This is a genomic window from Bradyrhizobium sp. IAR9, from assembly GCF_013408065.1.
Taxonomy (GTDB): domain Bacteria; phylum Pseudomonadota; class Alphaproteobacteria; order Rhizobiales; family Xanthobacteraceae; genus Bradyrhizobium.
Genome location: NZ_JACBZW010000025.1, coordinates 24,840 through 49,581, shown reverse-complemented (window position 1 = coordinate 49,581; position 24,742 = coordinate 24,840). Strand labels below are relative to the sequence as shown.

Below are 24,742 nucleotides of genomic sequence, written 5' to 3'. Positions count from 1 at the left end.
TGTACACAATGGCACATCGCTTGCTTCACTCCGGATGAAGCAGTTGCCGGAGTTTTTGTCGCCATGAGGGCTGAAATGGGGGCTGAGCAGCCTGAAACGATCGCCGCGATTGTGGCCGCGCATCGCGCGGGCACGCTGACGCCGGCGCAGACGATCGCGCGGACCTATCAGCGCATCCGCGACCACAATGACCCCGCCATCTTCATCAGCCTGCGCGACGAGAAGGATGCGATCGCCGAGGCCGAGGGGCTTGCTCCGAAGGACGCCGCCAACCTGCCACTCTACGGCGTGCCCGTTGCGGTGAAGGACAATATCGACGCGCTGGGCTTTCCGACCACGGCGGCCTGCCCGGCCTTCTCCACCACGCCGACGCATGACTCGACTGCGGTGGCGCGGCTGCGTGCGGCCGGCGCGATCATCATCGGCAAGACCAATCTCGACCAGTTCGCCACCGGCCTCGTCGGCGTGCGCTCGCCTTACGGCATTCCCAAAAATTCGATCCGCGACGATCTCATTCCCGGCGGCTCCAGTTCGGGCTCCGCTGTGGCGGTCGGCGCGGGGCTCGTACCGCTGTCGCTGGGGACCGACACGGCCGGCTCCGGCCGCGTGCCGGCGATGCTCAACAACATCGTCGGGCTGAAGCCGAGCCTCGGCATGATCTCGAACGCGGGCCTCGTGCCGGCCTGCCGCACGCTGGACTGCATCTCAGTGTTCGCCTTGACGGTGGATGATGCTGCGCTCGCGCTCTCCGTGATGGCGGGGCCGGACCCGGCCGATCCGTTCTCGCGCGACCGGCCACTGGGCGCGCTCACGCCGTTCCCGGCAGGCTTGCGCCTCGGCGTGCCGCGCAACGGACAACTGATCTTCTTCGGCGACAAGAAGGCGGAAACCGCCTACGCCGATGCGCTGAAGCGCTGGACTGCGCTTGGAGCCAGGCTCGTCGAGTTCGATCTCGAGCCGTTCTACGAGACGGCGCGGCTGCTCTACGAGGGCCCCTGGGTCGCCGAGCGTTATCTCGTGATCAAGGATCTGCTGGCGTCCGCGCCGGATGCGATCCATCCCGTAACGCGCGAGATCACCGCGGCCGGCGCGCGGCTCACCGCTGCGGAGACGTTCTCGGCGCTCTATCGCTTGCAGGGCCTGCGCAAGATCGCCGAGCGCACGTTTGCCAATATCGACGCGCTGGTGCTGCCGACGGCGCCGACGGCCTATACGACCGCGCAGGTGCTGGCCAATCCGATCGAGCTCAACAGCCGGCTCGGCACTTATACCAATTTCGTCAATCTGCTCGACCTCTGCGGCCTCGCCGTGCCGGCATCGATGCGCGCTGACGGCATTCCGTTCGGCATCACGCTGCTGGCGCCCGCGGGACATGACGCGCGGCTCGCGAGCATCGGCCGCGTCTTCCATGCCGATACCAAGCTGAGCCTCGGCGCGAAGGGCGCGGCGCCAGCGCCGCTGCCGTCGCTGCCGGCAAGCAGCGGCGACGAGATCCCCATCGCCGTGGTCGGCGCACATCTATCCGGCATGGTGCTCAACGGCGAATTGAAGGCGCTGGATGCAAAGCTGATCGAGGCGACAAGAACCGCGCCCGACTACAAGCTCTACGCGCTCAAGACCACGCCGCCGAAGCCCGGCATGCTGCGCGTGGAAGCCGGCAAGGGCGCATCGATCGCGCTGGAGATCTGGTCGCTGTCGCCATCCGCCTTCGGCAAGTTCGTCAATGCGATTCCTTCGCCGATGGCGATCGGCACGGTGCGGCTGGCGGACGGGCGCAGCGTAAAAGGGTTTCTCGTCGAGCCCGAAGTGCTGGGTGACGCGCGCGACATCACCGCGTATGGGGGATGGCGCGCGTATATGAAGGAAGCTGCGACAAAGTAGGTCTCGTAGGGTGGGCAAAGCGAAGCGTGCCCACGATCCCGACCTTCCTGAAAAACCGTGGGCACGGCGCTTTGCGCCTTTGCCCACCCTACGGCACCGATCGTGCGGCGCTACACCGACACCGCGTAAATCTCGTACTCCCCGCGCACCAATTCGATATGCGCGCGCATCGCGGCGGCAGCGCCCTGCTTGTCGCCGCGCATGATGGCGACGACGACGCGGTCGTGCTCGGCTTGCGATTTGGCGAGACGGCCGAGGTTGCGGAACTGGGCGCGGCGGAACGGCTGCACCCGCACGCGCGTCGCCAGCGTGATCTCGGCGATGTAGCCGTTCTGCGATCCCGCATAGATCGCGTTGTGGAAGCGTTCGTTGACCTCGTGGAAGCGATCGGGATTGCCGGTGTAGCTCAGCACCCGCAGCTCCTCGTGGATGGCCTCCAGGCCATGGCGCTCGGCCGCGGACATGCGCTCGGCGGCGAGCCCGGCGCACAGCGCCTCGAGCTCGGCCATCGCCTCGAACATGCTCGTCAGACGCTCGATCGAGGGCTGCGCCACCACCGCGCCGCGATGGGCACGCGCTTCGACGAGGCCGCTGGCCACGAGCTGACGCAAGGCTTCGCGCACCGGCGTGCGCGAGACGCTGAAGCGGCGCGCGATGTCGGTCTCGTCCAAGGGTGCACCGGGGGCCAGGGTGCCGCGCACGATCTCGTCGGCGAGCTGCAGCCGCAACTCCTCTGCGCGCGTGACCTTCAGCACCGATGGCGAGGCGCGGTCGACGCGCGGCACCACCGGCTCGGCCGGCAGTGCTCCCTGCGGAAGATCCTCAAGCGTCATACGGTCAGGTCTCTTTCGGCTCGTCGATGATGCTGACATGGGCAGCGACGACGCGCCAGCCCTCCGGGAAGCGAATCCAGGTCTGCATCTGCCGGCCGACCTTGCCGGGCGCGGTGTCGCGATAGAACAAAGTGGAGGCCACGGCCGTGTCGCGGCCGTAGCTGGAGATGACGGTCTTTGCGGTGCGGCGGTTCAGGCCGACCGGCGAGCGGCCGGCGCGGAAACCGCTGATCGCCTCATAACCATAGAGATTCTCGCCGATGCCGTAACGCAGCGTGCGGGGATCGTTGCGGAAGAGCTCGCCGAGCACGGCGACATCGTTGCTGACGAGGGCCTGCTCATAGCGATCGAACGCGGCTTTGACTTCCGCGATCACATCGGGGAGATCGATCTCCATGTCAGAGTCCTCTCGGCGCGGGCGCTGCGGCGACGCCCATCTTTTCCAGGGCGTAGGCGACGCGGAGCGCAATGTCCTCGCGCCAGGGCGCCGCGATGATCTGCACGCCGATCGGCAGCGGCTCGAGCGGCACCGGGACGGCGACCACCGGCAGGCCGATGAAGGAGATCGGCTGGGTGTGGATGCCGATATTGGCGCGCACCGGCAGCTCGACGCCGTCTAGGTTGAAATTCACCTGGCCGAGCTTTGGCGCGGTGCAAGGCGTCGCCGGCGCGAGCAGCACGTCGACCGACTTGAAGATCTCGGCGAGCTGGGCTCGATACCAGCGGCGGAATTTTTGCGCCCGATCGACCATCGGCGCCGGCACCATCGCGCCCGCGATCAGCCGGTCGCGTACGGCCGGATCGAAATCGTCCGGCCGCTTGCGCAGGCGGTCGAGATGCAGCGAAGCGCCTTCGGTGGTGGTGATGACATAGGCTGCCGCGCGGGCGCGCGCGGCTTCCGGGATATCGATCACCTTCGTTGCGCCAAGCGCCTTGGCGACGCGGCTGACGGCCTCGACCGCTTCCGGAAACACGTTCTTCTGGAAATACCCGCCGGCGATGGCGATGCGCAGATCCGAGACCGGGTTGGCGATCAGCGGCAGCGTCGGCTCCAGACCGCGCGTCGTGCAGGCGCTGTCCTCCGCGTCCGGGCCCTGCATCGCGTCATAGGCGAGCGCGAGATCGGCGGCCGAGCGCGCGAACGGGCCGAGATGATCGAGGCTCGCGACGAACGGGAACGAGCGCGCCCGCGACAGCCGGCCATAGGTCGGCTTCAAACCAAAAATGCCGCAAAACGAGGACGGCACGCGGATCGAGCCGTTGGTGTCCGAGCCGAGCGCGATCGGCACCAGCGCGCCGCCGACGGCGCTGCCCGAGCCGCCGGAGGAGCCGCCGGTCATTCGCGTGGTGTCATGCGGATTGCGCGAGGGACCGTCATGGACGTTCTCGCCGGTGAAGTCGTAGGCGTATTCGCCCATGTTGAGCGCACCGACCAGCACGGCGCCGGCCGCTTCCATGCGCTCGATCAGCGTGGCGTCGCGTTTAGCGGGCGCGAGGTCCCGGTTGATCTTCGAGCCCGCGCGCGTCGAAAGGCCGGCGACGTCAAACAGGTTCTTCACCGCGAAGGGCACGCCGGCGAGCGGGCCGACTTCCTTGCCGGCGGCGATGTCGGCGTCGATGGCACGCGCCTTCGCACGAGCGCGATCGGCGGTGACGTCGGTGAAGGAATTGAGGATGCCGTCGTGCTGCTTGATGCGCGACAGCGCGGCTTCCGTGGCATCGAGCGCGGACATCCTGCGGCCCGCGACTGCACTCGCGATTTCGGCGGCCGTCATCTCTGGCTTGCTGGTCATGGCAGCATCACGCCGTGAAAATCGGTGCCGGCTCGGTCTCGTCCGGCAACGCGAATTCGTCGACCAGGCGGGCGAGCCGCAGCGAGACTTCGAGGTTGGCGCGCACCGCCGGCCTCCAGGCCTCCTCGACCGGCAGCGCCAGCGCTTTCGATACGGCGTCGATATAGTCGTCCAGCGGCTCGGCCATCACGCTCCCAAACTATCTCTCTAGGTTGTTATTTGAGCATGATCTTTTCGGAAAACCGCTGCGCACTTTTCCGGATCATGCTCTAGTGTACCTGCAACGGCGGATGCGGAATCGCCGTCAGCAGCTCCTTGGTGTAGTCGTCCTGCGGATCGCTGAGGACCTGCTCGGAAGAGCCCTCTTCGACGATTCGACCGGTCCGCATCACAATGACACGATCGCACAGCAAGCGCACTACGTTCAAATCATGCGAGACGAACAGATAGCTCATACCTAGCCGCGCCTTGAGATCCTGAAGCAGGTTCAGAACGACAGCCTGCACAGAGACGTCCAGCGCCGCCGTCGGCTCATCCAGGATGACCAGTTTTGGATGCAGCGCAATGGCGCGGGCGATGCCGACGCGCGCCTTCTGGCCGCCGGACAATTGATGCGGGAAGCGGTCGAGCAGGTTGTGCGGCAGGCCGACCATGGTCGCCAGCTCCTCGCAGCGGGCGCGAAGCGCATCGCGGCCCCTGATGTCGCTCAATTGCATGATCGGGTCGGCGATGGCGCGCGCTGCGGTGAAGCGCGGGTTGAGGCTGTCGGTCGGATCCTGGAACACCATCTGGATGCGGCTGCGCTGCGGCAGTCGGGCGAAGGACGCAGGCTGGATGGCGCCGATGTCCTCGCCGTCGAACTGGATCAGGCCGGAGGTCTGGTCCAGGAGCCGCATCACCATCATCGACGTGGTCGACTTGCCGCAGCCGGACTCGCCGACGAGGCCGACGCTCTCGCCATGGCCGATCGAAAAGCTGATGCCGTCGACGGCGCGGAACACGTCAGGCTCCAGCGGCGGCTTGCGGCCGAACAGCTTTCCGAGCGTCGCGGTGGCACCCTGGCCCGGGTATTCCTTGACGAGCTTTTCGACGAGGAGGAGGGGTTTGCCACTTGCGCTGGTCTGCTCCCTCTCCCCGTCCTTCACGGGGAGAGGGTTGGGGTGAGGGGCTGCTTCCGCGAGCACGGTGCTGGGAGAGTCCCCCTCACCCGCCGCGCTGTGCGCGTCGGCCTCTCCCCGCGTGCGGGGAGAGGCGAAGGAAGCGGCGTCCTCTTCAGGCAGCAGATCACGCAACGACACACCCAGCCGCGGCGTCGCGCGCATCAGCTTCTTGGTGTAGGGGTGTTGTGGGTTCGCAAAAATGTCGGCGGCCTTGGCGGTCTCGACCACGCGGCCCTTCTCCATCACCACGACGCGGTCGCAATAGGCGGCGGCGAGGCCGAGATCGTGGGTGATCAGGATGGTCGACATCGCGCGGCGCTTGGTCAGCTCCACGATCAGATCCATCACCGTCTTCTGCGTGGTCACATCAAGGCCGGTGGTCGGCTCGTCCGCGATCAGCAGCTGCGGATTGCAGGCGAGCGCGAGCGCGATGACGACGCGCTGGCACATGCCGCCCGAGAGCTCGAATGGATAGGCGTGGTAGCGCTCGCGCGGACGGGCGATCTTGACCTGCTCCAGCGCCTCGATCGCCTTCTCGCCGTGATCCTTGACCTGGGCCTGCTGCACATGAGTGCGCAGCACGTCCTCGATCTGGTCGCCGACTTTCCGGATCGGGTTCAGCGCCGCGCGTGGGTTCTGGAAGATCATCGAGACTTCGCGGCCGCGCAGGTCGCGCATCTGGTCTTCGGTCGCAGCCTTCACGTCGATGCCGGAGAACATCACCGAGCCCTCGGCGATCCGCCCCGCGCGGTCGAGGATGCGCATCACCGCATAGGACGTCACCGACTTGCCGGAGCCTGATTCACCGACGATGGCGAGCGTCTCGCCCTTGGCGACGGAAATATTGACGTGCTGTACGGCCTTGACGATGCCGCGGCGGGTGGTGAATTCGACGGTGAGGTCCTGGACATCGAGCAGCGGCTGGGCGGTCATGCGCGCCTGCCGATCAAAAAACGCGAAAACAACCCCATGCACAGTAGAAAGAGGTTGGATTCGTTGGGGAATTTTTGACGTAGATTTACGCGTGAGGCAGGCACCGGCCTCTCGCTCCCTCCCCCCTTGTGGGGGAGGGTTGGGGAGAGGGGTGGCTCCAAGCGAAGTCGGAGTTCGTGGCTACCCCCCTCCCTTCCCCTCCCCCACAAGGGGGGAGGGAATGAGAGAGCCGTGGCAACCACACTCCCAAGCGTCCCGATCTTCTCTCTGCCCCCAACCATCATCACGTCCTCCGCTGGGGGTCGACGATGTCGCGCAGGCCGTCGCCGAGGAGATTGAAGCAGAACACGGCGATCATCAGCGCGAGGCCGGGGAACAGCGCGATCCACCATTCGCCTGACACCATGAAGCCGGCGCCCTCGGCGACCATGATGCCCCATTCGGCGGTGGGCGGACGGACGCCGAGGCCGATGAAGGACAGGCCCGCGGCGTTGAGGATGGCGTAGCCCATGGTCAGCGACATTTGCACGATCATGATCGGCATGATGTTCGGCAGGATATGCACCAGGAGGATGCGTAATTCGCCGTTGCCGGAGAGGCGCGCGGCCTGCACGAAGCCGGCGTTGCGGCGGACATTGGCCTCGGCGCGCGCGACGCGGGCATAAAGCGGGAAGTTCACGATGGCGGTGGCCAGGATGATGTTCTGCACGGTGTTGCCGAGCGCCGCGACGATGCCCATCGCCAGCACGAATAGCGGGAAGGCCATGATGGTGTCGGCGATGCGGCCGACGATGCGATCGGTCCAGCCGCCGAAATAGCCGGCCGCGATACCGGCGAGCCCGCCCATCAGGAACACCAGCGCGACCGAGGCGACCGCGATGAACGTATCGAGCCGTGTCGCGACGACGACGCGGCTGAAGATGTCGCGCCCCAGCTGGTCGGTGCCGAACCAGTGCGCGGCCGACGGCGGCTTCAGCGCCGCGGCGGTGTCGGAGGCGAGCGGATCGTACGGCACGAGATAAGGGCCGACGATCGCGGCGGCGAGGATCAGGATCAGCAATGCGAAGGCAAAACCGGTGACCTTGTTTTCGCTGAGGACATAGCGGGTCTGTTCGAGCACCGCGACGAGGCCGGAGGTGCGCGCGGGACCGACGGGTTCAACAGCAGGCGCAACGGAGCTCATGGCTTTACTCCTGGAGCTTCTGAGCGTGGGGACGAACGGCCAAGCGGCGAGCGCGCTTCACCTCTCCCGCTTGCGGGAGAGGTCGCGCCAAAGGCGCGGGTGAGGGCTCTCTCCTCTTGGGGGCTCTCGCCCGCGGAGCCCCCCCTCCCCAGCCCTCCCCCGCAAGCGGGAGAGGGAGCGGACCGCTCGCGTGGCTCGTATTGGGCGAGATCATGACGGTCTACCCTTCCAACCGCACGCGCGGATCGATCACGCCGTACAAAATGTCGATCACGAGATTGAGCAGCACGTACATGACCGCCATGGTGAGCACAAAACCCTGCACCGGCGCGAAGTCCGACGAGATCAGCGCTTCCACCGCATAGGAGCCGATGCCCGGCCAGGCGAACACTTTCTCCACCAGCACGTTGGCGCCGAGCAGGAACGAGAACACCATGCTGAGCGTGGTGATCACGGGCAGCATCGCGTTCCGAAACGCGTAGGTGACGATGACGGTCGACGGCGACAGGCCACTGGCGCGCGCGGTGCGGACGAATTCGGACGCGAGCACCGCCAGCATCGAGGCGCGCGTCATGCGCGCGATCGGCGCCAGCGAGAAGATCGCCAGCGTGGTCGCCGGCAAGATGAGCTGGCTCAGCGCCGAGCGGAACGCTTCGAGATCGCGCGCGATCAGGGTGTCGATCAGATAGAAGCCGGTCACCGTCGGCGGCGCGCTGGTGAACACGTCGAGACGGCCGAGCGGCGCCGGCGACCAGCCGAGCCGGAAATAGAAGACATAGACCAGCACGAGGCCAGTGAAGAACACCGGCAGCGAGACGCCGGCTGTCGTCGTGACGCGGCATAAGTGATCGACCCATGACCCTGGCCGCGTCGCCGCGAGGACGCCGAGCGGAATGGCGATGACGACGGACACGATGAGGCCGAGCAGCGTGAGTTCAGCCGAGGCCGGCAGGCGGTTGCGGATCTCGGCCGCGACCGGCTGTCCTGTCGTCAGCGAGTTGCCGAAATCGCCGTGGGCGAGATCATTGGTGTAGCGGAAGAACTGCTCGATCAGCGGCTTGTCGAGGCCGAGCTTCTTGCGGATCTGCTCGACGGCTTCCTTGGTCGCGGCGGGCCCGGCGAAATAAGCGGCGGGATCACCGGGCAGCGCGCGTGTCAGCAGGAAGGTGACGATGACCACGCCGATCAGCGAGGGAATCGCGAACATCAGACGCTTGCCGATCATGGTCAGCATGGGCGACTTCCCGTGGAAAGAGAAGATGACGCAACGGGCACAACTGCGCCCCCTCTCCCGCTTGCGGGGGAGGGTTGGGGTGGGGGTGCTTCCGCATTGGGGTTCTCCGTGTGGAGAGAGCCCCCACCCGCCGCGCTCTTCGAGCGCGTCGGCCTCCCCCGCAAGCGGGAGAGGCGAACCGAGCCAGCCGATAAGCCTCCGAACGCCATATCCGATTGCCTCGCCCTAATCGCCAATCGGCTGATCTCACCCCTTCGCCATCGCGCGATAATCGAGCCGCCGATGGAACCAGTACTGATAGCCGCTGATGTTCTTCTGCATCGCGACGTTGACGAAGGGTTGGTACAGCGGGATGCGCGGGATGTCGGTGTAGGCGAGATCGACGAAGCCCTTCACGTCCTTGTCGTAGGCCGCGGTATCGCCGGCCGCAGCGGCAGTGCGCGCGCCGTCGATCAGTCTGTCCATCTCCGCCGACTTGTAGCTCATGGTGTTGAAGACGGAATTGTTGCCGTGATAGCACCAGTAGAAGAAGTATTCGGGGTAATCGAGCCAGCCCGAGAACACGTTGGTGAAGAGCGGCATCTCCTTCTTGTTCAATTCGGTGCGCCAGTTGGCGCCGGGCACCTTGTTGATGGTGGTCTTGATGCCGATCTGCGCCAGGCTCTCCTGCACCAGCACGCAGAGCGGCTCGTTGACGCCGGCGAAGTTGAGATCGAACGAGATCGTGGTCTCGAAGCCGCCTGCGTAGCCGGCCTCGGTGAGCAGTGCCTTCGCCTTCTCCATGTCGGTGTTGTATTTATGCGGCTGCGGCCAGGCGACTTCGGTGGCCTTGTCCGCAGGTGCGCCGAACATCGGGTTGGCAAGGCCGAACATCACGGCGTCCATGATCTTCTGATAGGGCAGCGCATAGGCGACCGCCTGACGCACCTTCGGATTGTCGAAGGGCGGCTTGGTGACGTTCATGCCGATATACTGGATGCCGTTGGAGAACGGCAGCGACACCACGTTGAGCTTGCCGTTGGCCTTCATCTCCTGAAAGTCCTTGTTCGGCAGTTCGTAGGAGATGTCGGCATCGCCGCGTTCCAAGAGCGCGCGGCGGTTGCCGGCCTGCGGCACCATGCGCCAGATCACGCGCTTGATCTTCGGCAAGGGGCCGCCGACCCAATCCTCGTTGCGCTCCATGATGACTTCGGTGCCCGCGGTCCATTTCGTCACCTTGTAGGCGCCGGAGCCCGCGGTCTGCTGTTTCGTGAACTCGAGACCCCAGGGGTCCTTCTCGCTGGCATTCTTCTTCACCAGCTCGGAGTTGACGATGCAGGGCACGATCACGGCGAGGTCGGGGATCGTGAGCTTGTCCTTCTTCAGGAAGTCGACGCGCACGGTGTAGTCGTCGATCACGACGAACTGCTCCGGCTTGGTCAGCGAGCCCGCGCTCATCTGGAAGGTCGGGAAGCCGCCGACGCTGACGGCGCGGTCGAGCGACCATTTCACGTCCTTGGCGGTCACCGGCGCGCCGTCGTGGAATTTGGCGTTCTTCTTCAGCTTGAAGGTGACCGACATGTCGTCGATCCTGAACTCCTCGGCGAGCTCGCCCTTGAACTTGTCGCGGTCGTAATAGGGCACGCCGCCCGGGCCGCTCTTCATCTCGTGGCTGATCAGGCGGTCGTAGCAATTCCAGGACACCTCATAGCCGGGCACGTTGGTGCCGACGCCGTGGATATCGAGATTGTTGGGGCCGCCTTCCGAGACGATCAGCAGCGTCTCCGAACGGGCGTCGGCATAGGCTGAGGAAATCACCTGTGGCATCGCCGGAAGCGCCGCTCCGGCGGCCAATCCGGAAACGGACTTGAGGAAATCGCGGCGCTTCATGACATCGCTCCAACACAACGTTTTTGGTTGGAACCGGATTCGCAAGGTTTGTGCCAGAGCTTAACGAGCAGTTACGATCAATTTAATGAACTGATATCGCTTAGGAAATGTTTATTTTCGCGCGTCGCGGCCTTCGTCTCGATCTCCCGGAATTGCATACAAAGATACAGATTTGCCTATTTCATGAGCTTAATTTGATCTGCGCCCGCCCAATAAGCACAGCTGTCATTCCGGGGCGATGCGCAGAATCGAGCCCGGAATCCGTCGGGGCGGCAGCACGCGCAGGACCATGGATTCCGGGCTCGATGCTGCGCATCACCCCGGAATGATGGAGAGAGGTGGGGCCCGCGCTCACCCCGCCCAGATCAGCTCCTGCAGCTCGACCAGATCGTCCGCCTGCTCCTGCCAGCCCGCAATACAGATGTGGCTGTTGAGGTCGCTGGCGCGGTGCAGCAGCATCAGGGCCATCAGCCGGCGTTTGAGCGCGTAGTCGAGCTTCGCATAGCCGAAGCCTTCCAGCAGGCTCTTCACCCTCCCCGGCCGGCCCGCCGCCATGAACGCGCCGGGGCCGAGCAGGTCGTAATCGCGCCATCCCGCCAGCACGTCGCCGAAGTCGAACAGGCCGGCAAGCGACCACTGGCCGTCGTCGCAGGCGAGCAGGAAGTTCTCCGGAATGTATTCGCCGACCAGAAAGACCGGCGGCGCATCCAGCGGGATGAGCTTGTCCGCATCGCACAGGAGATCGTCGAGGCCTTTGAGGAATTTCGGCGCGAGGCCGAGACGCGTGTGCCGCGCCCTGCAGCCCCGCATCTGGGCACGCATGAAATCGTCCCAGCGCGGCTCGATCGCCGCAAGCGGCCCGAGCGGGGCGCGCTGGACGCTCGCGATGGTCTCGCCGATCTGGCGCAGCAGGCGTTCCTTCTGCGATTCCGGCAGGTGTGGCCACACCTCCGAGCCGAGCGTGCCTGATAGCCGCGTGATGACGAGATAGGGCCAGCCGTCGCGTATCCCTTCCGCGACGATCTCGGGGATCGGCAGATCGAGATGGCCTTTGAGCTGCATCAGCGAGCCGCGCTCGGAGACGAATTGTGCGTACAGCATCGGCGGGAAGATTTTGAGGATCGGCCCCTCGCCGAGGCCGACGACGAGGTTGGTGCCGGTCGCGAACACATGCGGCGCGCTGATATCGAGACCGTGGCGGCGCGCAATGTCGAGTGCGATCGGAAGCCATTGCGAGGAAGCGGAGCGAAAGGCGCGGAAGCTTTCCTCGTCGGCGAAGGCCGGCAGTGTTTGCGATGGAGCGTTAGTCATCGTCGTTACGAGCTTGATTGATTCGTCAGTGCGAGCCGAGGAGACGGTGCACCTCTCCCGCTTGCGGGGGAGGTCGGCGCGAAGCGTCGGGTGGGGGCTCTCTCCCCGCGGGGACACTCTCCGCAGACGTCAGGCCATCCCAGCGTGGAGAGAGCCCTCTCCCCAACCCTCCCCCGCGAGCGGGGGAGGGAGCGCGCCTCCCGCGCGGCCACAGCGAAGCCCAATCGCAACATGCACTACCGTTCCGGGCTTGCGCGCTCGAACTGGCGCAGCAGCTTGTTGCCGCGCTCGACGGCGGAATCCAGGGCGGATTGCGCGCTCTTCTGGCCGGAAAAGGCCTGCTCCAGCTCGTCCTCGATCGCGCCGCGGATCAGGACGAAGGAGCCGAGCCGGATGCCCTTCGAATTCTCCGTCGGCGGATTGAGCGTGATCTCCTCGAACGAGATCGACGAGCCCGGGTTGCGCTCGTAAAAGCCCTGCGCGCGCGTCAACTCGGAGGCGGCGCGGGTGATCGGCAAGTACCCCGTGTTCTGATGCCAGGCGGCCTGCACGCCGGGCTGTGACAGATAGGCGAAGAACCGCGCCACGCCCTTGTATTCCTCGCGCGGCCGGTCGCGCAGCACCCAGAGCGTGGCGCCGCCTATGATCGAGTTCTGCGGCGCGCCCTTCACGTCGGGCCAATACGGCATCATGCCGTAGCCGATCTCGAATTTCGAATTCGCCTTGATGTCGGCGCGCGTCGCCGAGGAGCCGATGAAGATGCCGCATTCGCCGCTCTGGAAGCGCGGCTCGGCCGCTTGGCCGCGGCCGCCATAGTCGAACAGTTTTGTCTTTTGCCATTCGGCGAGCTGGGCGATGTGTTTGACCACGACCGGATTGTTGATGGTCAGCTCGGCATCGAGCCCGGCAAAGCCGTTCCCGCGCGTCGCCAGCGGCAGATTGTGGAAGGCGGAAAAATTCTCGACATGGATCCAGGACGGCCATGATGTGGTGAAGCCGCAAGCAGCGCCGCGGTCGCGCAGGCGCTTTGCAGCGGCCCCCAATTCCGGCCAGGTCTTCGGCGGCGTCTCCGGATCGAGGCCCGCGTCGCGGAACATGGTCTTGTTGTAGTAGAGGATCGGCGTCGAGGAGTTGAACGGGAACGACAGCAGGTTGCCGGCCGCATCGGTGTAGTAGCCGGAGACGGCGGGCAGGTAGTCATTGAGCGAGAACGGCTCGCCCTGGTCCCGCATCAGGCTGAACACCGGATAGATCGCGCCCTTGGCCGCGGTCATGGTGGCGGTGGCGACCTCGTTGACCTGGACGATCGCGGGCTGGCTGCGCGAGCGGAAGGCGAAGATCGCCGCCGTCACCGTCTCGGTGTAGTTGCCCTTGTAAGCGGGCACGATGCGGTAATCGGACTGCGAGGCGTTGAAGTCCGAGGCGAGCTTTTCCAATTGCCGCCCAAGCTCGCCGGACATGGCGTGCCACCACGCGATGTCGGTGGCGGCGCGCACGGGCGCGGCCAATGAGAGAGCCGCCATGGCGGCGACGAGCTGCAAAAGGCGCAATGCTGAAGTCACGATGGCGCTTCCCATGCCGCGCGACAAAGGCGGCTGCCCTGCTTAAGGCGCGGCATTTGCGGTTTCAACCGGGAATGAGCGCCGGCCGCGCCGCACAATTACACGGCCGCGCCGGGCGGGATGGCCTTCCCCCGACCATCTGCTAGATTGCATTGAACCTTTTGCCCCCGCCATAGACTCCACCACTGAGGGGTTGAGTGTGCCAGTGTTGAGCCGTGCCGAACTCTCGCGGACCGGAGTGATCGTCGTCGCGCTTCTGCTTGCCGTCTGTGCGACGGGTGCCGTCGCACGCGAATTTCGCGCCGCCGATACCCAGACCGAGGATTACCCGACCGTCCAGGCGCTGCGCTACATGGGCGCGCTGATTGCCGAGCGCAGCGGCGGCCGCCACGAGATCAAGGTGTTCCATTCCCGCCAGCTCGGCGAGGAAAAGGAGACGATCGAGCAGACTCGGGCCGGCGCGATCGACCTGAACCGGACCAATGTCGCGCTGATCGGCAACTTCGTTCCGGCGATGAACGTGCTCGCCATGCCGTTCCTGTTCCGGTCCATCGAGCACATGCAGAAGGTGCTGGACGGCCCGATTGGCAGCGAGATTCTGAACAGCTTCGAGCCCTATGGCTTCGTCGGGCTCGCCTTCTACGATTCCGGGGCGCGGTCGATCTACAACGGCGCCCGCCCGGTGAAGACCATCGCGGATCTCAAGGGATTGCGGATCCGGGTGCAGCAATCGGAGTTGATGAGCCAGATGATCCGCTCGCTCGGCGCCGAGCCGGTCGAGATGCCCTATGGGCAGGTGCTCACCGGGCTCGCCAACCATCTGATCGACGGCGCCGAAAACAATTGGCCATCTTTCGTGACGACGGATCATTACACGCACGCCGGGCATTATACGCTCACCGAGCATACGATGAGCCCCGAAGTGCTGGTGATCTCGCTGAAGGCCTGGCAGAGCCTGTCGCCGGACGACCAGAAAATCTTCCGGGAGGCTGCGCAGCGCTCCAGCCGGTTCATGCGCGAGAAATGGCGCGACCTCGAGGAGCAGTCGCAGCGCAAGGCGCAGGAGGCCGGCGTCACCATCATCAAGGATATCGACCGCAAGCCGTTCGAGGACGCGATGGCCCCGATCTACGCCAAGGCCGGGCGCGATCCCGCCGCGGCCGCGCTGATCGAACGTATTCGCAAGGTGGAGTGAGCCGCGTTGGCTGCACTTGGACATACCGAGCACCCAGACCGGCCGTCCGGCCCGATCGGACGGCTGCGCGCACGCCTGGTCGGCGTGCTGCGCGCGGTGCCGATCCGCTGGCGCATCCTGTCGATCGCGGCGCTGAACTCCGCCGTGGTGGTGGTGCTGGTGGGGATGATCTGGAACGGCGCGCAGGTGCTGGGCTCGGCCTGGGGCGACGTCCGCCAGGTGCGCGAGTCCGACCGGATCCTGGCGCTGCTCGAAAGCGAGACCGGGCGCCTGCACAATCTGATCCACCGCTACATCAACCAGCCGAGCCCCGACCTGTTCGCCGAGATCCTGCTGCTGCGCGAGGCGGTGCTGGGCACGCTGACCAACCGCGCCGCCAAGGACCCGATGCTGTCGGGCTCGGTCGAGGAGCTGGAGCGCACCACCGACCGCTTCCTCAACGGTTTCGGCGAGCTGCGCAGCGTGCAGGCCACCATCGCCAAGACCTATGAGGATCAGGTGCAGGGCCCGGCCAGGGACATGGCCGGCCTCTATTCCATCATCGAAGGCGCCACCGGCCATCGCGACGCGCTGATCTGGCCCTCGCTCGGAAAATCCCGCGAGGCCTTCACCGCGATGCTGGTGGCGGCCAATTCCTATTATCTGTCGCTGTCATCGGGCGCGGCCGACGACGCGCGCCGCAATACCGAGACGATCGAGAAGACCATCCCCGTGATGATCGATCTCGCCGACAACGATCTGCAGAAGATGGCCTTGCGAAGGCTCGGGGCCCGCACCGCCGCACTGCGCGAGGGCTTTGCAAAGCTCTCCGAGCAGCTTGCCAGCCGCACCGAGCTGCTCCGCAACAGCATCGACGCCAGCCAGGCCGAGGCGATCGGCGCCATCGACGACCTCTCCACCAAGATGCGCAAGCGCGAGCAGAAGGCGCAGGAGACCTTCGACCGCACGCTGGCGGATATTTCCCGCCGTGTCCTTTCCATCGCGGTGATCTTCCTCGGCATCATCCTCACCGCCGGCGTGATGATCGCGCTGTCGATCCGGCTGCCGCTGCAGCAGATCATGGCGGCGATGCGCGCGATCACGCTCGGCGATCTCGACCGCGAGGTGCAGGGCACCAAGGCCCGCGACGAGGTCGGCGCCATGGCGCGCGCGGTGGAGGTGTTCCGCGAGAACGCGATCGCGAAGCGCGAGACCGAGGACGAGCTGCGCGCGTCGAAGGAGAAGGCCGAGAGCGCGCTGCTCGAGCTCAATACCGCGCAGCAGAATTTGATCGATGCCGAGCGGCTGGCGGCGCTTGGCGGTCTCGTCGCCGGCGTCGCGCATGAGGTCAACAACCCGATCGGCATCAGCCTCACCGTTGCCTCGAGCTTTGCCCGGCGCACCGAGATCTTCGAGGCCCAGCTCAAGGGCGACGGCGGCCTGCGCCGCTCGCAGCTGGAGGAGTTCGTGCAATCCTCGCGCGACGCCTCGCAGCAGCTGGTCGCCAATCTGCAGCGCGCCGGCGAGCTGATCCAGTCGTTCAAGCAGGTCGCGGTCGACCGCTCCCATGCCGAGCGGCGGCAGTTCTCGCTCAGCGAGGCCACCGACCAGATCATCGCCAGCCTGCGCCCGGTGCTGAAGCGCTCGCCGATCACGCTGCAGGTCGACGTGCCGGAGGGGCTGCTGCTCGACGGCTATCCCGGCTCCTATGGCCAGATCCTGACCAACCTCTTCCTCAACGCCGCCAATCACGCCTTCGCCGACGGGCGTGCCGGCACGATCATCATCCAGGCGCGGCCGCGCGGGACCGAGGACGTCGAGCTTATCTTCACCGACGACGGGGCCGGCATGACCCCCGACGTGCAGCGCCAGGCCTTTGACCCTTTCTTTACCACCCGGCGCAATGAAGGCGGCACGGGACTCGGGCTTCATATCGTCTATAACCTCGTCACCCAGCAGCTCGGCGGGCGCATGATGCTGGAATCCAAGCTGGGACAAGGCACCACTTTTCGCATTATCATGCCCCGGGTCGCCAAGGGCGGCGCGCAAAGCACAGAAAGTGACGGGACTTCTCAATGGCCGAACAGGACGATGTCCTCCACCTGATCGACGATACCGGTACCGCGTCGGAGGATGCCAACGCCCGGAAATGGAAGATCGCCGTCATCGACGACGATCCGGCCGTGCATGACGGCACCCGTTTTGCGCTGTCCGACTATAGCCTCAACGGCCAGAGCCTGGAGATCCTGTCGGCCTATTCCGCGGCGGAAGGCCGCAAGCTGATGGCCGAGCACAGCGACATCGCCGCCGTGCTGCTCGACGTCATCATGGAGACCGACGTCGCCGGCCTCGAGCTGGTCGAGTTCATCCGCAACGAGATCCGGAACGAGACGGTGCGCATCATCCTGCGCACGGGACAGCCCGGCCAGGCGCCCGAGCGGCGCGTGATCGTGCAGTACGACATCAACGACTACAAGGCCAAGACCGAGCTCACCGCCGACAAGCTGTTCACCTCGCTGACCGCGGCGCTGCGCTCCTATCAGCAGCTCGAGCGCATGGTGCAGACAAGGCGCGGGCTCGAGATCATCATCGACGCGGCCTCGACGCTGTACGACTTCAAGTCGATGCAGCGGCTCGCCGAGGGCGTGCTGACCCAGCTCGCCTCGCTGCTCAACGTCGATTGCGCCGGTATACTGGTCTTGCGCGACAATGGCGGCATCGACCCCGAGCTCTCGGTGCTCGCCGGCAGCGGCTGCTACAGCCGCTTCATCGGCACCACGACGTCGAAGGCGCTCGACCCCGAGCTGCGCGAGATGGTGGAGGCCGCGTTCCAGCGCCGCAAGAACGAATTCGCCGACCACCGCAGCGTGATCTATTTGCGCACCGGATCCGGCCGCGAGGTGGTGGTGCTGCTGCAGGCCGAGCGCGAATTGTCCGAGACCGACCGCTCGCTGGTCGAGATCTTCTCCTCAAGGCTCTCGATCGCCTTCGACAACGTCATCCTCTACCAGCAGCTGCAGGCCGCCAACACCCAGCTGGAGGACCGTGTCGCCCAGCGCACCCGCGCGCTGATGCAGGCCAACCGCCGCCTCTCGGCGCAATGGCTGCGGCTGCAGCGCGCGAACGGCTTCAAGAACGAGATTTTGGGCACGGTCGCGCACGATCTGAAGAACCCGCTCGGCGTCATCCTCGGCCGCACCGAGATGCTGAAGGAGCTGATCTCGACCGGCGCCTCGGAAAACGGCGTGGTCGCCCAGGTCGACCACATCCGCGACGCCACCAAGCGCCTGACCACGATGGTCGACCATCTGATCTCGGATGCGATGGCCGATGCCTTCGACATCACCATCCGCCGCGAGCCGGTCGACGTCGCCGCCCTGGTCAAGGAGGTCGCCGAGGCCAACCAGCCGCTCGCCGTCAACAAGCAGCAGGCGATCAGCGTCGCCGCGCCGGCCAACATCGTCACCATGTGCGACACCGACCGCATCCGCGAAGCCATCGACAATCTCATCAGCAACGCCATCAAATACTCACCAATCGGCGGCAGGATCGACGTGGTCGTCAGCCACGAGGGCAGCGACACCGTCGTCCGCGTCAGCGACGAGGGCGCCGGCCTGTCGCCGGAAGATCTCGGCCGCCTGTTCGGCCGGTTCCAGCGGCTGTCGGCCAAGCCGACCGCAGGCGAGAGCTCGACGGGGCTTGGGCTCTCCATCGTCAAGCGTATTGTCGACATGCACGGCGGCGAGGTGACCGCCGATAGCGAAGGGCCCGGCAAAGGCTCGACCTTCACCATCACCCTCCCCGCGACCGAAATGCCGTGATCTCAAGACCATGACCCAAAGCCAGCACATCATGATCGTCGACGATGAAGCCCCGGCCCGGGAGATGGTCGGCGATTATCTCAAGATGCACGGCTTCACCGTGACGCTGTGCGACGGCGGCAAGAGTTTGCGCGCCGCGATCCAGGGCAGCATGCCTGATCTCGTCGTGCTCGACCTCAACATGCCCGAGGAAGACGGCCTCTCGATCATCCGCGATCTCAAGAGCCGCATCAACGTGCCCGTCATCATGCTGACGGCAACCGCGAGCCCGATCGACCGCGTGGTGGGGCTCGAGCTCGGCGCCGACGATTACGTAGCCAAGCCCTGCGAGCTGCGCGAGCTGATGGCGCGCATCCGCTCGGTGCTGCGGCGGAGCGGGCCGGCCAAGGCCGCCGCGCCTGATGCGGCGGCGGCGAAATCCGACAAGGAGCAGCTGGTACGGTTCGGGACAAAGTGGCTCGACCTCGAAGCCCAGGCCTTGCGCGACGACGAGGGCAACGAGCATCCGCTGACCGCCTCCGAGTTCGGGCTGCTCAAAGTGTTCGCGGCCAACCCGAAGCGCGTGCTGTCGCGCGAGCGCCTGCTGGAATTGGCTAACGCGCGCGACGCCGAAGCCTTCGACCGCGCCGTCGACCTGCGCATCATGCGCATCCGCCGCAAGATCGAGCCCGATCCGGCCAAGCCCGCCGTGATCCGCACCATCCGCGGCGGCGGCTACCTGTTCTCGCCGGCCGGCGAGAAGGCGTAAGTCGCGCGGCACGCCAGGTGCCGTAGGGTGGGCAAAGCGAAGCGTGCCCACGCGTCTGTCGCCATATCGGAAAGATCGTGGGCACGGCGCGCAAGAGCGCGCCTTTGCCCACCCTACGAGATCACCGTCCCAGCGGTGGGCGCGACCGAACGCAAGTCACCGAGATTCGTTCCGTGGCGCCTCCGTCCGGCTCAAAACCCTACCCCCGTATTTTCCGTACATTGAAATTCCACGCTTTTTCGTCCCGAATGTTTCGTCATCCCTTCTCCGACGAAACAATTTGGCGGCGCACGAAACCATTTTCCGCTTTTCGTGCAGACGTCCCGAAACGTTGGCTCATTAACACTTTGGTCCAAGGAAACGCCGCTCGGTCGCGGCGCTACGGGGAGCCAAGTCAATGCGGAACGTCATCGCCATCAACGCCCAGGCCAGCCAGAGCATCATCGCCGCTCAGGCGACTTCGGACGACATGCTTCTCGAAAGCATTGCCGACGGCAACCGGACGTCGATGCACATCCTTTATTGCCGGCACAGCGTGCGGGTGTACCGCTTCATCCTGCGCATCGTGCGCGACGCCACCGCGGCCGAAGACCTCGTCAGCCAGGTGTTCCTGGACGTGTGGCGGACCGCCGGCCAATTTCAGGGCCGCTCGCAGGTTTCGACCTGGCTGCTCTCGATCGCCCGCTTCAAGGCGCTGACCGCGATGCGACAGCGCCGCTTCGAGGACATCGACCAGGAGGACGTGCGCCAGATCCCCGACGATTCCGATACGCCGGAGACTTCGCTCGACCGCAGCGACACCAGCGCCATCCTGCGCGCCTGCGTGCAGAAGCTGTCGCCCGCGCATCGCGAGATCATCACCCTCGTCTACTACCACGAGAAGTCGGTGGAGGAGGTCGGGCAGATCATCGGCATCCCCCAGAGCACCGTGAAGACGCGGATGTTCTACGCCCGCAAGCAGCTGGCCGAATTGCTTAAGGGCTGCGGCGTCGAGCGCTTCGCCGCCTAAGCTAAATGAATTCAAAGGGATAGGGCCGCCGATCTGGCCCTCTCCCGGGACACGGAAGTGTTACCGCCGACGAAACAATTGAAACAAAGCACAACATCAGGCGGAAAAACTTCCCTCCTATAAAGCTCACATACGGTTTTGCTTAAACCTCCCAAGACTTCCAGCGACCCGGACGGGATGCCCCCCTCCGGGTCGTTTTGTGTTTGGGCTTGAAGTGGCAGCCGCGGGCTCCCGCCTCTCCCGCCTGCGGGAGAGGCCGACGCGCCCCGGGCGATGCGAAGCATCGTCCCGCGCGCGGCGGGTGAGGGTTCTTTCCTCTGGGGGGATGTCCCGTCGCGGAGAGACCCCCACCCCAGCCCTCCCCCGCAAGCGGGAGAGGGAGCGCACCGGCCGTGCGATTGGCAGCTCCCGTCACGAAGCCGTGACGCTCCGTAACGACCGCTCCATGCCGCCCGAACCATCCTCGTGACCTCCTTCACGAGTGCCCCATGCTCGAACTTGTCTTCGCCGTCCTTGCCGGCATCCTCACCATCGCCGCGCCCTGCACGCTGCCGATGCTGCCGATCCTGCTTGGCGCCTCGATCGGGCGCGCGGGACATCTGCGCCCTGCGATGATCGCGCTCGGCTTTGTGCTTTCCTTCTCCGCGACCGCGCTGCTGCTCGGCGCAATCACCCGCCTGTTCGATTTCGATCCGAACGTGCTGCGCGAAGCCGCCGCGATCCTGCTGCTCGGCTTTGGCCTGCTGATGCTGTGGCCGGCGCCGTTCGAATGGTTGTCGATCCGGCTCAACGGCTGGCTCGATCTCGGCAACACCGGCGCTACCCAGCGCGAGGGTGCGCTCGGCGGGCTCATCCTCGGCACCACACTGGGCCTGGTGTGGACGCCCTGTGCCGGCCCGGTGCTCGGCTCGATCCTGACGCTGGTTGCGACCTCCAAGAACCTCAGCTGGGCCGGCACACTGCTGATCGCCTATGCCATCGGCGCCGCGATCCCGATGCTGGGAATAGCCTATGGCGGGCAGGCCGCGACCACGCGGGTGCGCAGCCTGGCGCGGATCTCGCCGCGGCTGCAGCAGGGCTTTGGCATCGTCGTGATCGGCTTCGCGGTCGCCGCCTATTTCCAATACGACACGCTGATCGTGGCGTGGCTCACCGGCTTCTATCCCACCGGCCAGATCGGCCTGTGATCATCCCTCATCTTCACCGGAGGACGCTTCCATGACTTTCAAGCTGCTCGCCGTCTCGGCCGCCCTGATCGGCTTCACCGTTACCGGCGCCGTCATTCCCGGCATCTGCGAGGAGGCCGCGCGCGCCGCGCCAATCGTCACCGCCGCCGCAGGCCAGCAGACCGCGCCCGACTTCACCGGCATCAACAACTGGTTCAACTCGAAACCACTGAGCATGGCCGACCTGCGCGGCAAGGTCGTGCTGGTCGATTTCTGGACCTATGGCTGCGTCAACTGCGTCAACACGCTGCCGCACGTCACCGATCTCTACGCCAAGTACAAGGACAAAGGCCTGGTCGTGGTCGGCGTGCACACGCCGGAATTCCCGTTCGAGCGCTCCGCCTCCAACGTGCAGGCCGCGCTCAAGCGCCACGGCATCACCTATCCGGTGGCGCAGGATAACGATTCGAAGACCTGGAACGCCTACCGCAACCAGTACTGGCCGGCGCAGTACATCATCGACCAGAGCGGCAAGATCGTGTTCCAGCACGCCGGCGAAGGCAGCTACGACGTGATCGACCGCACCGTGGCGAAGCTGCTGAACGCCAATGGCTGAGTGCGGCGGCCAATCCTGAGGTTGCCGCAGGGATCAGACACTCTTCTTGCTTGACTCCCCCGAGCCGTTCGCGGAGCTTCCGCCGCGACGGGGGAGTTTGACGCACGCAATGACCGACGTAACGACCGGAAGCGAAGTTCGTCTCCGCAAGAATACATCTTCCGAAGGTCGCCTTGTTGGGGCTGGCTTGGCGACCTTCGTATTGTTTATTTCTGTTTGCAACCTCGCGACCTGGAACGGATACGCAGAAATCGTTGCAGCGTTGGTCGGCCTGGTGATCGGCGTTGCAATGCTCTACGAAGCAGCCTTCGGCGCCGATGAGCTTTGGACCATCGCCCTAGACATGATCGTCGTCGAAAAGACGCGACCATTCGGCCAGCCTAACACCCGATTCATCCGGAGAGAGGAGATATCTGGAATTCGGATCAATCGCGACAAGGCCAACCCAACGTGCTTCCGCCTCGCTTTGCAGCTGACGTCAGGTGAGCGCCTGATCTCGCCGCAGCTTCCGGAGGTCACGCACGTCCGTGAGACCACAGCGCGGATCGCCGAACAGCTAAGCTTCGTCGATATCGACCCTCCGGTGAACCCGCTTGACGCCACCAATTTGGAGATGCGGATCGGCGAACCTGTCCGAAAGGCCGCCGGCACGGAGCGGCGAATCGTCGCCCTGATCATCGCGGGCCTCTGCGCCATTCGCTATGCGTACAGATTCTGGAACGGCGCGCCTCTCACGACTGCCGAAATCATATTCGGGGTGGCCGTCGCCGTCATTGCCCTCCTCTCTTTTCGATATGCGCACACGTCCGCCGGCGCATTCTGGATTGTCCACCACGGCGAACTGCGCGTCGAACGGCTGACACGTGACGGCAAGCCAATTGTTGATACGATCACAGGCAGCGACGTTGCCACGATTGGGCTGGCGCCCGACAGCAGGGCCGAGGGGGAGCTCTACGTCGTCAGGATCGACCTTTTGAGTGGGCAGAAGTTCCTCAGCCAGAGCATCGGAACGAAGGAAGAGACGCAGGCGGTGAGCGACGAGATTGCCCGACGGCTGGGGATCGCTCCTGAAGGGGTGTGCCGCTGAGTCACATGACCGGCGCGAGTCTCGCCCTTGTTGCTTGACTCCACGGACCCGTCCGTGGAGTTTCCAACGCGACGGAATCAGCCGCCCGCGATGGACGATACAACGACCGCTCCCGACATCCGCCTTCGTGAAGGCTCCTCGATCGCGCAGCGGCTGGTGATGTCCGCTTTTGCGGCGGCTGTTGCGCTGTGCTTCACGCCCGGACTGTTCACGCATGACACGCTGGAGATCATCATCTCGGTGGTGGCGCTGCTGGTGGGTGCGGGGTTCGTCGTCGGCATCATGATGGCGCCGGCGGTGGTGTGGATCATCACGGCGAACGAGATCCTGATCGGGCGGCAAAGTCCGTTCGGCAAGCTGCGCACGCGGATCGTCGCAAAAGACGTCATCACGAGGCTGCAGGTTCCCGGCAGCAAGCGGGTGAAGGCCCGCTTTCAGCTCGTCTTCACGCTGGCCTCGGGAGAGCGCCTGACGTCCCCGCCGATCTCCGACGTCACCCATGTTCGCGATACCGTGGCCCGGATCGCGACGCAGTTCGAGGTTCCCAATGTCGAGGAGCCCGTCAACCCGCTCGATGCCAGCAATCCCGAGATGCATCTCGGCGAGCCGCTCGAGGCATTTTCCGCGCGGGACATCCGCATCGTGTCCCTGATCGCCGTCGCATTGTCCGCCCTGCCCTATGCCTACAAGCTGTGGCGCGGGTGGCCGCCCACCCATGTCGATATCCTGCTGCTTCCGCTTGGCGTGATCGCGGCGTTCGCCGTGCATCGCTATGCCAACCTCGTCACCGGCGCGTTCTGGATCATCCGCGAGCACGACATCCGCGTCGAACGCCTGTGGGGCGACGGCACGCCGCGCGCCGATCATATCGAGGGGCACGACGTGAAGACGATCACCGTCGAGCGCCGCGGCCGGTCCGAGGACGAGCACTGCATCGTCACGATCCGGTTGCACTCGGGGCGAAGGTTTCGCAGCCCGCGGATCGGCTCGCGGGTGGAAGCGCGCGCGGTGGGGACTGAGATTGTGCGGCGGCTGGGGATCGCGCCGGAGAGCAACAAGATCTGACATCGATGCCTGTTGGCTCAGGTGATCTAGCTGCGGGCTCGCTGCAACCTCTCCCGCTTGCGGGGGAGGTCGGCGCGTAGCGCCGGGTGGGGGCTCTCTCCTCTGGGGAGTCTCCCTAGAGGAGACACCCTCTCCCCAACCCTCCCCCGCAAGCGGGGGAGGGAGCGCACCCCGCCCAGCCGCAACATCCTAGGCTTTTCGCGCCATCCCCTGTTTGTGGCATTGCCGGGCGGGCGTCAAAAAACCAAAGCATTCTCGTGACATATCAGGACGGCGCGCCATCAACTTGCCATGAAC

20 protein-coding genes are annotated in these 24,742 nt (G+C 65.4%); 10 read left to right on the top strand and 10 right to left on the bottom strand.

Annotated features, from left to right (window positions below; genetic code table 11):
- The first annotated feature begins 63 nt into the window (after positions 1-63).
- Complete coding sequence (gene atzF, locus GGD67_RS38440) at positions 64-1,881, top strand: allophanate hydrolase (RefSeq protein WP_246784483.1); 1,818 nt, start codon at positions 64-66, stop codon at positions 1,879-1,881.
- 110 nt (positions 1,882-1,991) lie between these two features.
- On the opposite strand, the gene GGD67_RS38435 is transcribed toward atzF, so the two are convergent.
- The 10 genes from GGD67_RS38435 to ugpB all read right to left on the bottom strand — a co-directional run bounded on the left by GGD67_RS38435 (position 1,992) and on the right by ugpB (position 13,774).
- A complete protein-coding gene (locus tag GGD67_RS38435) occupies positions 1,992-2,714 on the bottom strand; it encodes a GntR family transcriptional regulator (protein WP_179740154.1) in 723 nt (240 codons plus the stop codon).
- Between the two features lie 4 nt (positions 2,715-2,718).
- Positions 2,719-3,111 carry an oxalurate catabolism protein HpxZ gene (gene hpxZ, locus GGD67_RS38430; protein WP_179740152.1) on the bottom strand — a complete coding sequence of 131 codons (393 nt, stop codon included), beginning with the start codon at positions 3,109-3,111 and terminating at the stop codon, positions 2,719-2,721.
- Between the two features lies 1 nt (position 3,112).
- Positions 3,113-4,507 carry an AtzE family amidohydrolase gene (locus tag GGD67_RS38425; protein WP_179740150.1) on the bottom strand — a complete coding sequence of 465 codons (1,395 nt, stop codon included), beginning with the start codon at positions 4,505-4,507 and terminating at the stop codon, positions 3,113-3,115.
- 7 nt (positions 4,508-4,514) lie between these two features.
- Entirely contained in the window at positions 4,515-4,694 is a 180-nt protein-coding gene (locus tag GGD67_RS38420; protein ID WP_018316853.1) for a DUF4089 domain-containing protein, read from the bottom strand.
- Positions 4,695-4,776: 82 nt separating this feature from the next.
- Positions 4,777-6,600, bottom strand: coding sequence for an ABC transporter ATP-binding protein (locus GGD67_RS38415; RefSeq protein ID WP_179740148.1), 1,824 nt, complete (start codon positions 6,598-6,600; stop codon positions 4,777-4,779).
- Between the two features lie 283 nt (positions 6,601-6,883).
- Positions 6,884-7,783, bottom strand: coding sequence for an ABC transporter permease (locus tag GGD67_RS38410; protein WP_179740146.1), 900 nt, complete (start codon positions 7,781-7,783; stop codon positions 6,884-6,886).
- A 220-nt stretch (positions 7,784-8,003) separates the two neighbouring features.
- Positions 8,004-9,017: an ABC transporter permease gene (locus GGD67_RS38405; protein WP_179740144.1), complete on the bottom strand. Its 1,014-nt coding sequence runs from the start codon at positions 9,015-9,017 to the stop codon at positions 8,004-8,006.
- A gap of 246 nt (positions 9,018-9,263) precedes the next feature.
- Complete coding sequence (locus GGD67_RS38400) at positions 9,264-10,886, bottom strand: ABC transporter substrate-binding protein (RefSeq protein WP_179740142.1); 1,623 nt, start codon at positions 10,884-10,886, stop codon at positions 9,264-9,266.
- A 351-nt stretch (positions 10,887-11,237) separates the two neighbouring features.
- Complete coding sequence (locus GGD67_RS38395) at positions 11,238-12,197, bottom strand: phosphotransferase (RefSeq protein WP_179740140.1); 960 nt, start codon at positions 12,195-12,197, stop codon at positions 11,238-11,240.
- 236 nt (positions 12,198-12,433) lie between these two features.
- Positions 12,434-13,774: a sn-glycerol-3-phosphate ABC transporter substrate-binding protein UgpB gene (ugpB, locus tag GGD67_RS38390; RefSeq protein WP_179740138.1), complete on the bottom strand. Its 1,341-nt coding sequence runs from the start codon at positions 13,772-13,774 to the stop codon at positions 12,434-12,436.
- A 184-nt stretch (positions 13,775-13,958) separates the two neighbouring features.
- On the opposite strand from ugpB, the gene GGD67_RS38385 reads away from it, so the two are divergent.
- The 9 genes from GGD67_RS38385 to GGD67_RS38345 all read left to right on the top strand — a co-directional run bounded on the left by GGD67_RS38385 (position 13,959) and on the right by GGD67_RS38345 (position 24,445).
- The gene (locus GGD67_RS38385) at positions 13,959-14,954 is read left to right on the top strand and encodes a TRAP transporter substrate-binding protein (RefSeq protein WP_179740135.1); all 996 of its coding nucleotides are present in this window, start codon (positions 13,959-13,961) and stop codon (positions 14,952-14,954) included.
- Between the two features lie 6 nt (positions 14,955-14,960).
- Positions 14,961-17,039 (top strand): ATP-binding protein, encoded by a 2,079-nt coding sequence (locus GGD67_RS38380; RefSeq protein ID WP_210286789.1) that lies wholly within the window; start codon positions 14,961-14,963, stop codon positions 17,037-17,039.
- Positions 17,009-18,754: a DUF3369 domain-containing protein gene (locus GGD67_RS38375; protein WP_092251656.1), complete on the top strand. Its 1,746-nt coding sequence runs from the start codon at positions 17,009-17,011 to the stop codon at positions 18,752-18,754. Before GGD67_RS38380 ends, GGD67_RS38375 begins: the two co-directional genes overlap by 31 nt.
- Positions 18,755-18,764: 10 nt before the next feature.
- The gene (locus tag GGD67_RS38370) at positions 18,765-19,502 is read left to right on the top strand and encodes a response regulator (protein WP_018316843.1); all 738 of its coding nucleotides are present in this window, start codon (positions 18,765-18,767) and stop codon (positions 19,500-19,502) included.
- A 397-nt stretch (positions 19,503-19,899) separates the two neighbouring features.
- Complete coding sequence (locus GGD67_RS38365) at positions 19,900-20,511, top strand: sigma-70 family RNA polymerase sigma factor (protein WP_018316842.1); 612 nt, start codon at positions 19,900-19,902, stop codon at positions 20,509-20,511.
- Positions 20,512-20,999: 488 nt separating this feature from the next.
- The gene (locus GGD67_RS38360; RefSeq protein ID WP_179740133.1) at positions 21,000-21,698 is read left to right on the top strand and encodes a cytochrome c biogenesis CcdA family protein; all 699 of its coding nucleotides are present in this window, start codon (positions 21,000-21,002) and stop codon (positions 21,696-21,698) included.
- A 31-nt stretch (positions 21,699-21,729) separates the two neighbouring features.
- On the top strand, positions 21,730-22,293 hold the full coding sequence (locus GGD67_RS38355; protein ID WP_179740131.1) for a thioredoxin family protein: 564 nt from the start codon (positions 21,730-21,732) through the stop codon (positions 22,291-22,293).
- Between the two features lie 109 nt (positions 22,294-22,402).
- Positions 22,403-23,380: a hypothetical protein gene (locus tag GGD67_RS38350; protein WP_179740129.1), complete on the top strand. Its 978-nt coding sequence runs from the start codon at positions 22,403-22,405 to the stop codon at positions 23,378-23,380.
- A gap of 90 nt (positions 23,381-23,470) precedes the next feature.
- Positions 23,471-24,445, top strand: a complete 975-nt coding sequence (locus GGD67_RS38345; protein ID WP_179740128.1) for a hypothetical protein — start codon at positions 23,471-23,473, stop codon at positions 24,443-24,445.
- Positions 24,446-24,742: the final 297 nt, after the last annotated feature.

Bases quoted from the DNA above. Each gene is read 5' to 3' on its own strand.
- GGD67_RS38410 (WP_179740146.1), bottom strand. From the start codon at position 7,783: ATGAGCTCCGTTGCGCCTGCTGTTGAACCCGTCGGTCCCGCGCGCACC.
- GGD67_RS38375 (WP_092251656.1), top strand. From the start codon at position 17,009: ATGGCCGAACAGGACGATGTCCTCCACCTGATCGACGATACCGGTACC.
- GGD67_RS38350 (WP_179740129.1), top strand. From the start codon at position 22,403: ATGACCGACGTAACGACCGGAAGCGAAGTTCGTCTCCGCAAGAATACA.
- GGD67_RS38420 (WP_018316853.1), bottom strand. From the start codon at position 4,694: ATGGCCGAGCCGCTGGACGACTATATCGACGCCGTATCGAAAGCGCTG.
- atzF (WP_246784483.1), top strand. From the start codon at position 64: ATGAGGGCTGAAATGGGGGCTGAGCAGCCTGAAACGATCGCCGCGATT.
- GGD67_RS38345 (WP_179740128.1), top strand. From the start codon at position 23,471: ATGGACGATACAACGACCGCTCCCGACATCCGCCTTCGTGAAGGCTCC.
- GGD67_RS38355 (WP_179740131.1), top strand. From the start codon at position 21,730: ATGACTTTCAAGCTGCTCGCCGTCTCGGCCGCCCTGATCGGCTTCACC.
- GGD67_RS38400 (WP_179740142.1), bottom strand. From the start codon at position 10,886: ATGAAGCGCCGCGATTTCCTCAAGTCCGTTTCCGGATTGGCCGCCGGA.
- GGD67_RS38405 (WP_179740144.1), bottom strand. From the start codon at position 9,017: ATGCTGACCATGATCGGCAAGCGTCTGATGTTCGCGATTCCCTCGCTG.
- GGD67_RS38360 (WP_179740133.1), top strand. From the start codon at position 21,000: ATGCTCGAACTTGTCTTCGCCGTCCTTGCCGGCATCCTCACCATCGCC.
- GGD67_RS38415 (WP_179740148.1), bottom strand. From the start codon at position 6,600: ATGACCGCCCAGCCGCTGCTCGATGTCCAGGACCTCACCGTCGAATTC.
- hpxZ (WP_179740152.1), bottom strand. From the start codon at position 3,111: ATGGAGATCGATCTCCCCGATGTGATCGCGGAAGTCAAAGCCGCGTTC.
- ugpB (WP_179740138.1), bottom strand. From the start codon at position 13,774: ATGGGAAGCGCCATCGTGACTTCAGCATTGCGCCTTTTGCAGCTCGTC.
- GGD67_RS38395 (WP_179740140.1), bottom strand. From the start codon at position 12,197: ATGACTAACGCTCCATCGCAAACACTGCCGGCCTTCGCCGACGAGGAA.
- GGD67_RS38435 (WP_179740154.1), bottom strand. From the start codon at position 2,714: ATGACGCTTGAGGATCTTCCGCAGGGAGCACTGCCGGCCGAGCCGGTG.
- GGD67_RS38370 (WP_018316843.1), top strand. From the start codon at position 18,765: ATGACCCAAAGCCAGCACATCATGATCGTCGACGATGAAGCCCCGGCC.
- GGD67_RS38365 (WP_018316842.1), top strand. From the start codon at position 19,900: ATGCGGAACGTCATCGCCATCAACGCCCAGGCCAGCCAGAGCATCATC.
- GGD67_RS38425 (WP_179740150.1), bottom strand. From the start codon at position 4,507: ATGACCAGCAAGCCAGAGATGACGGCCGCCGAAATCGCGAGTGCAGTC.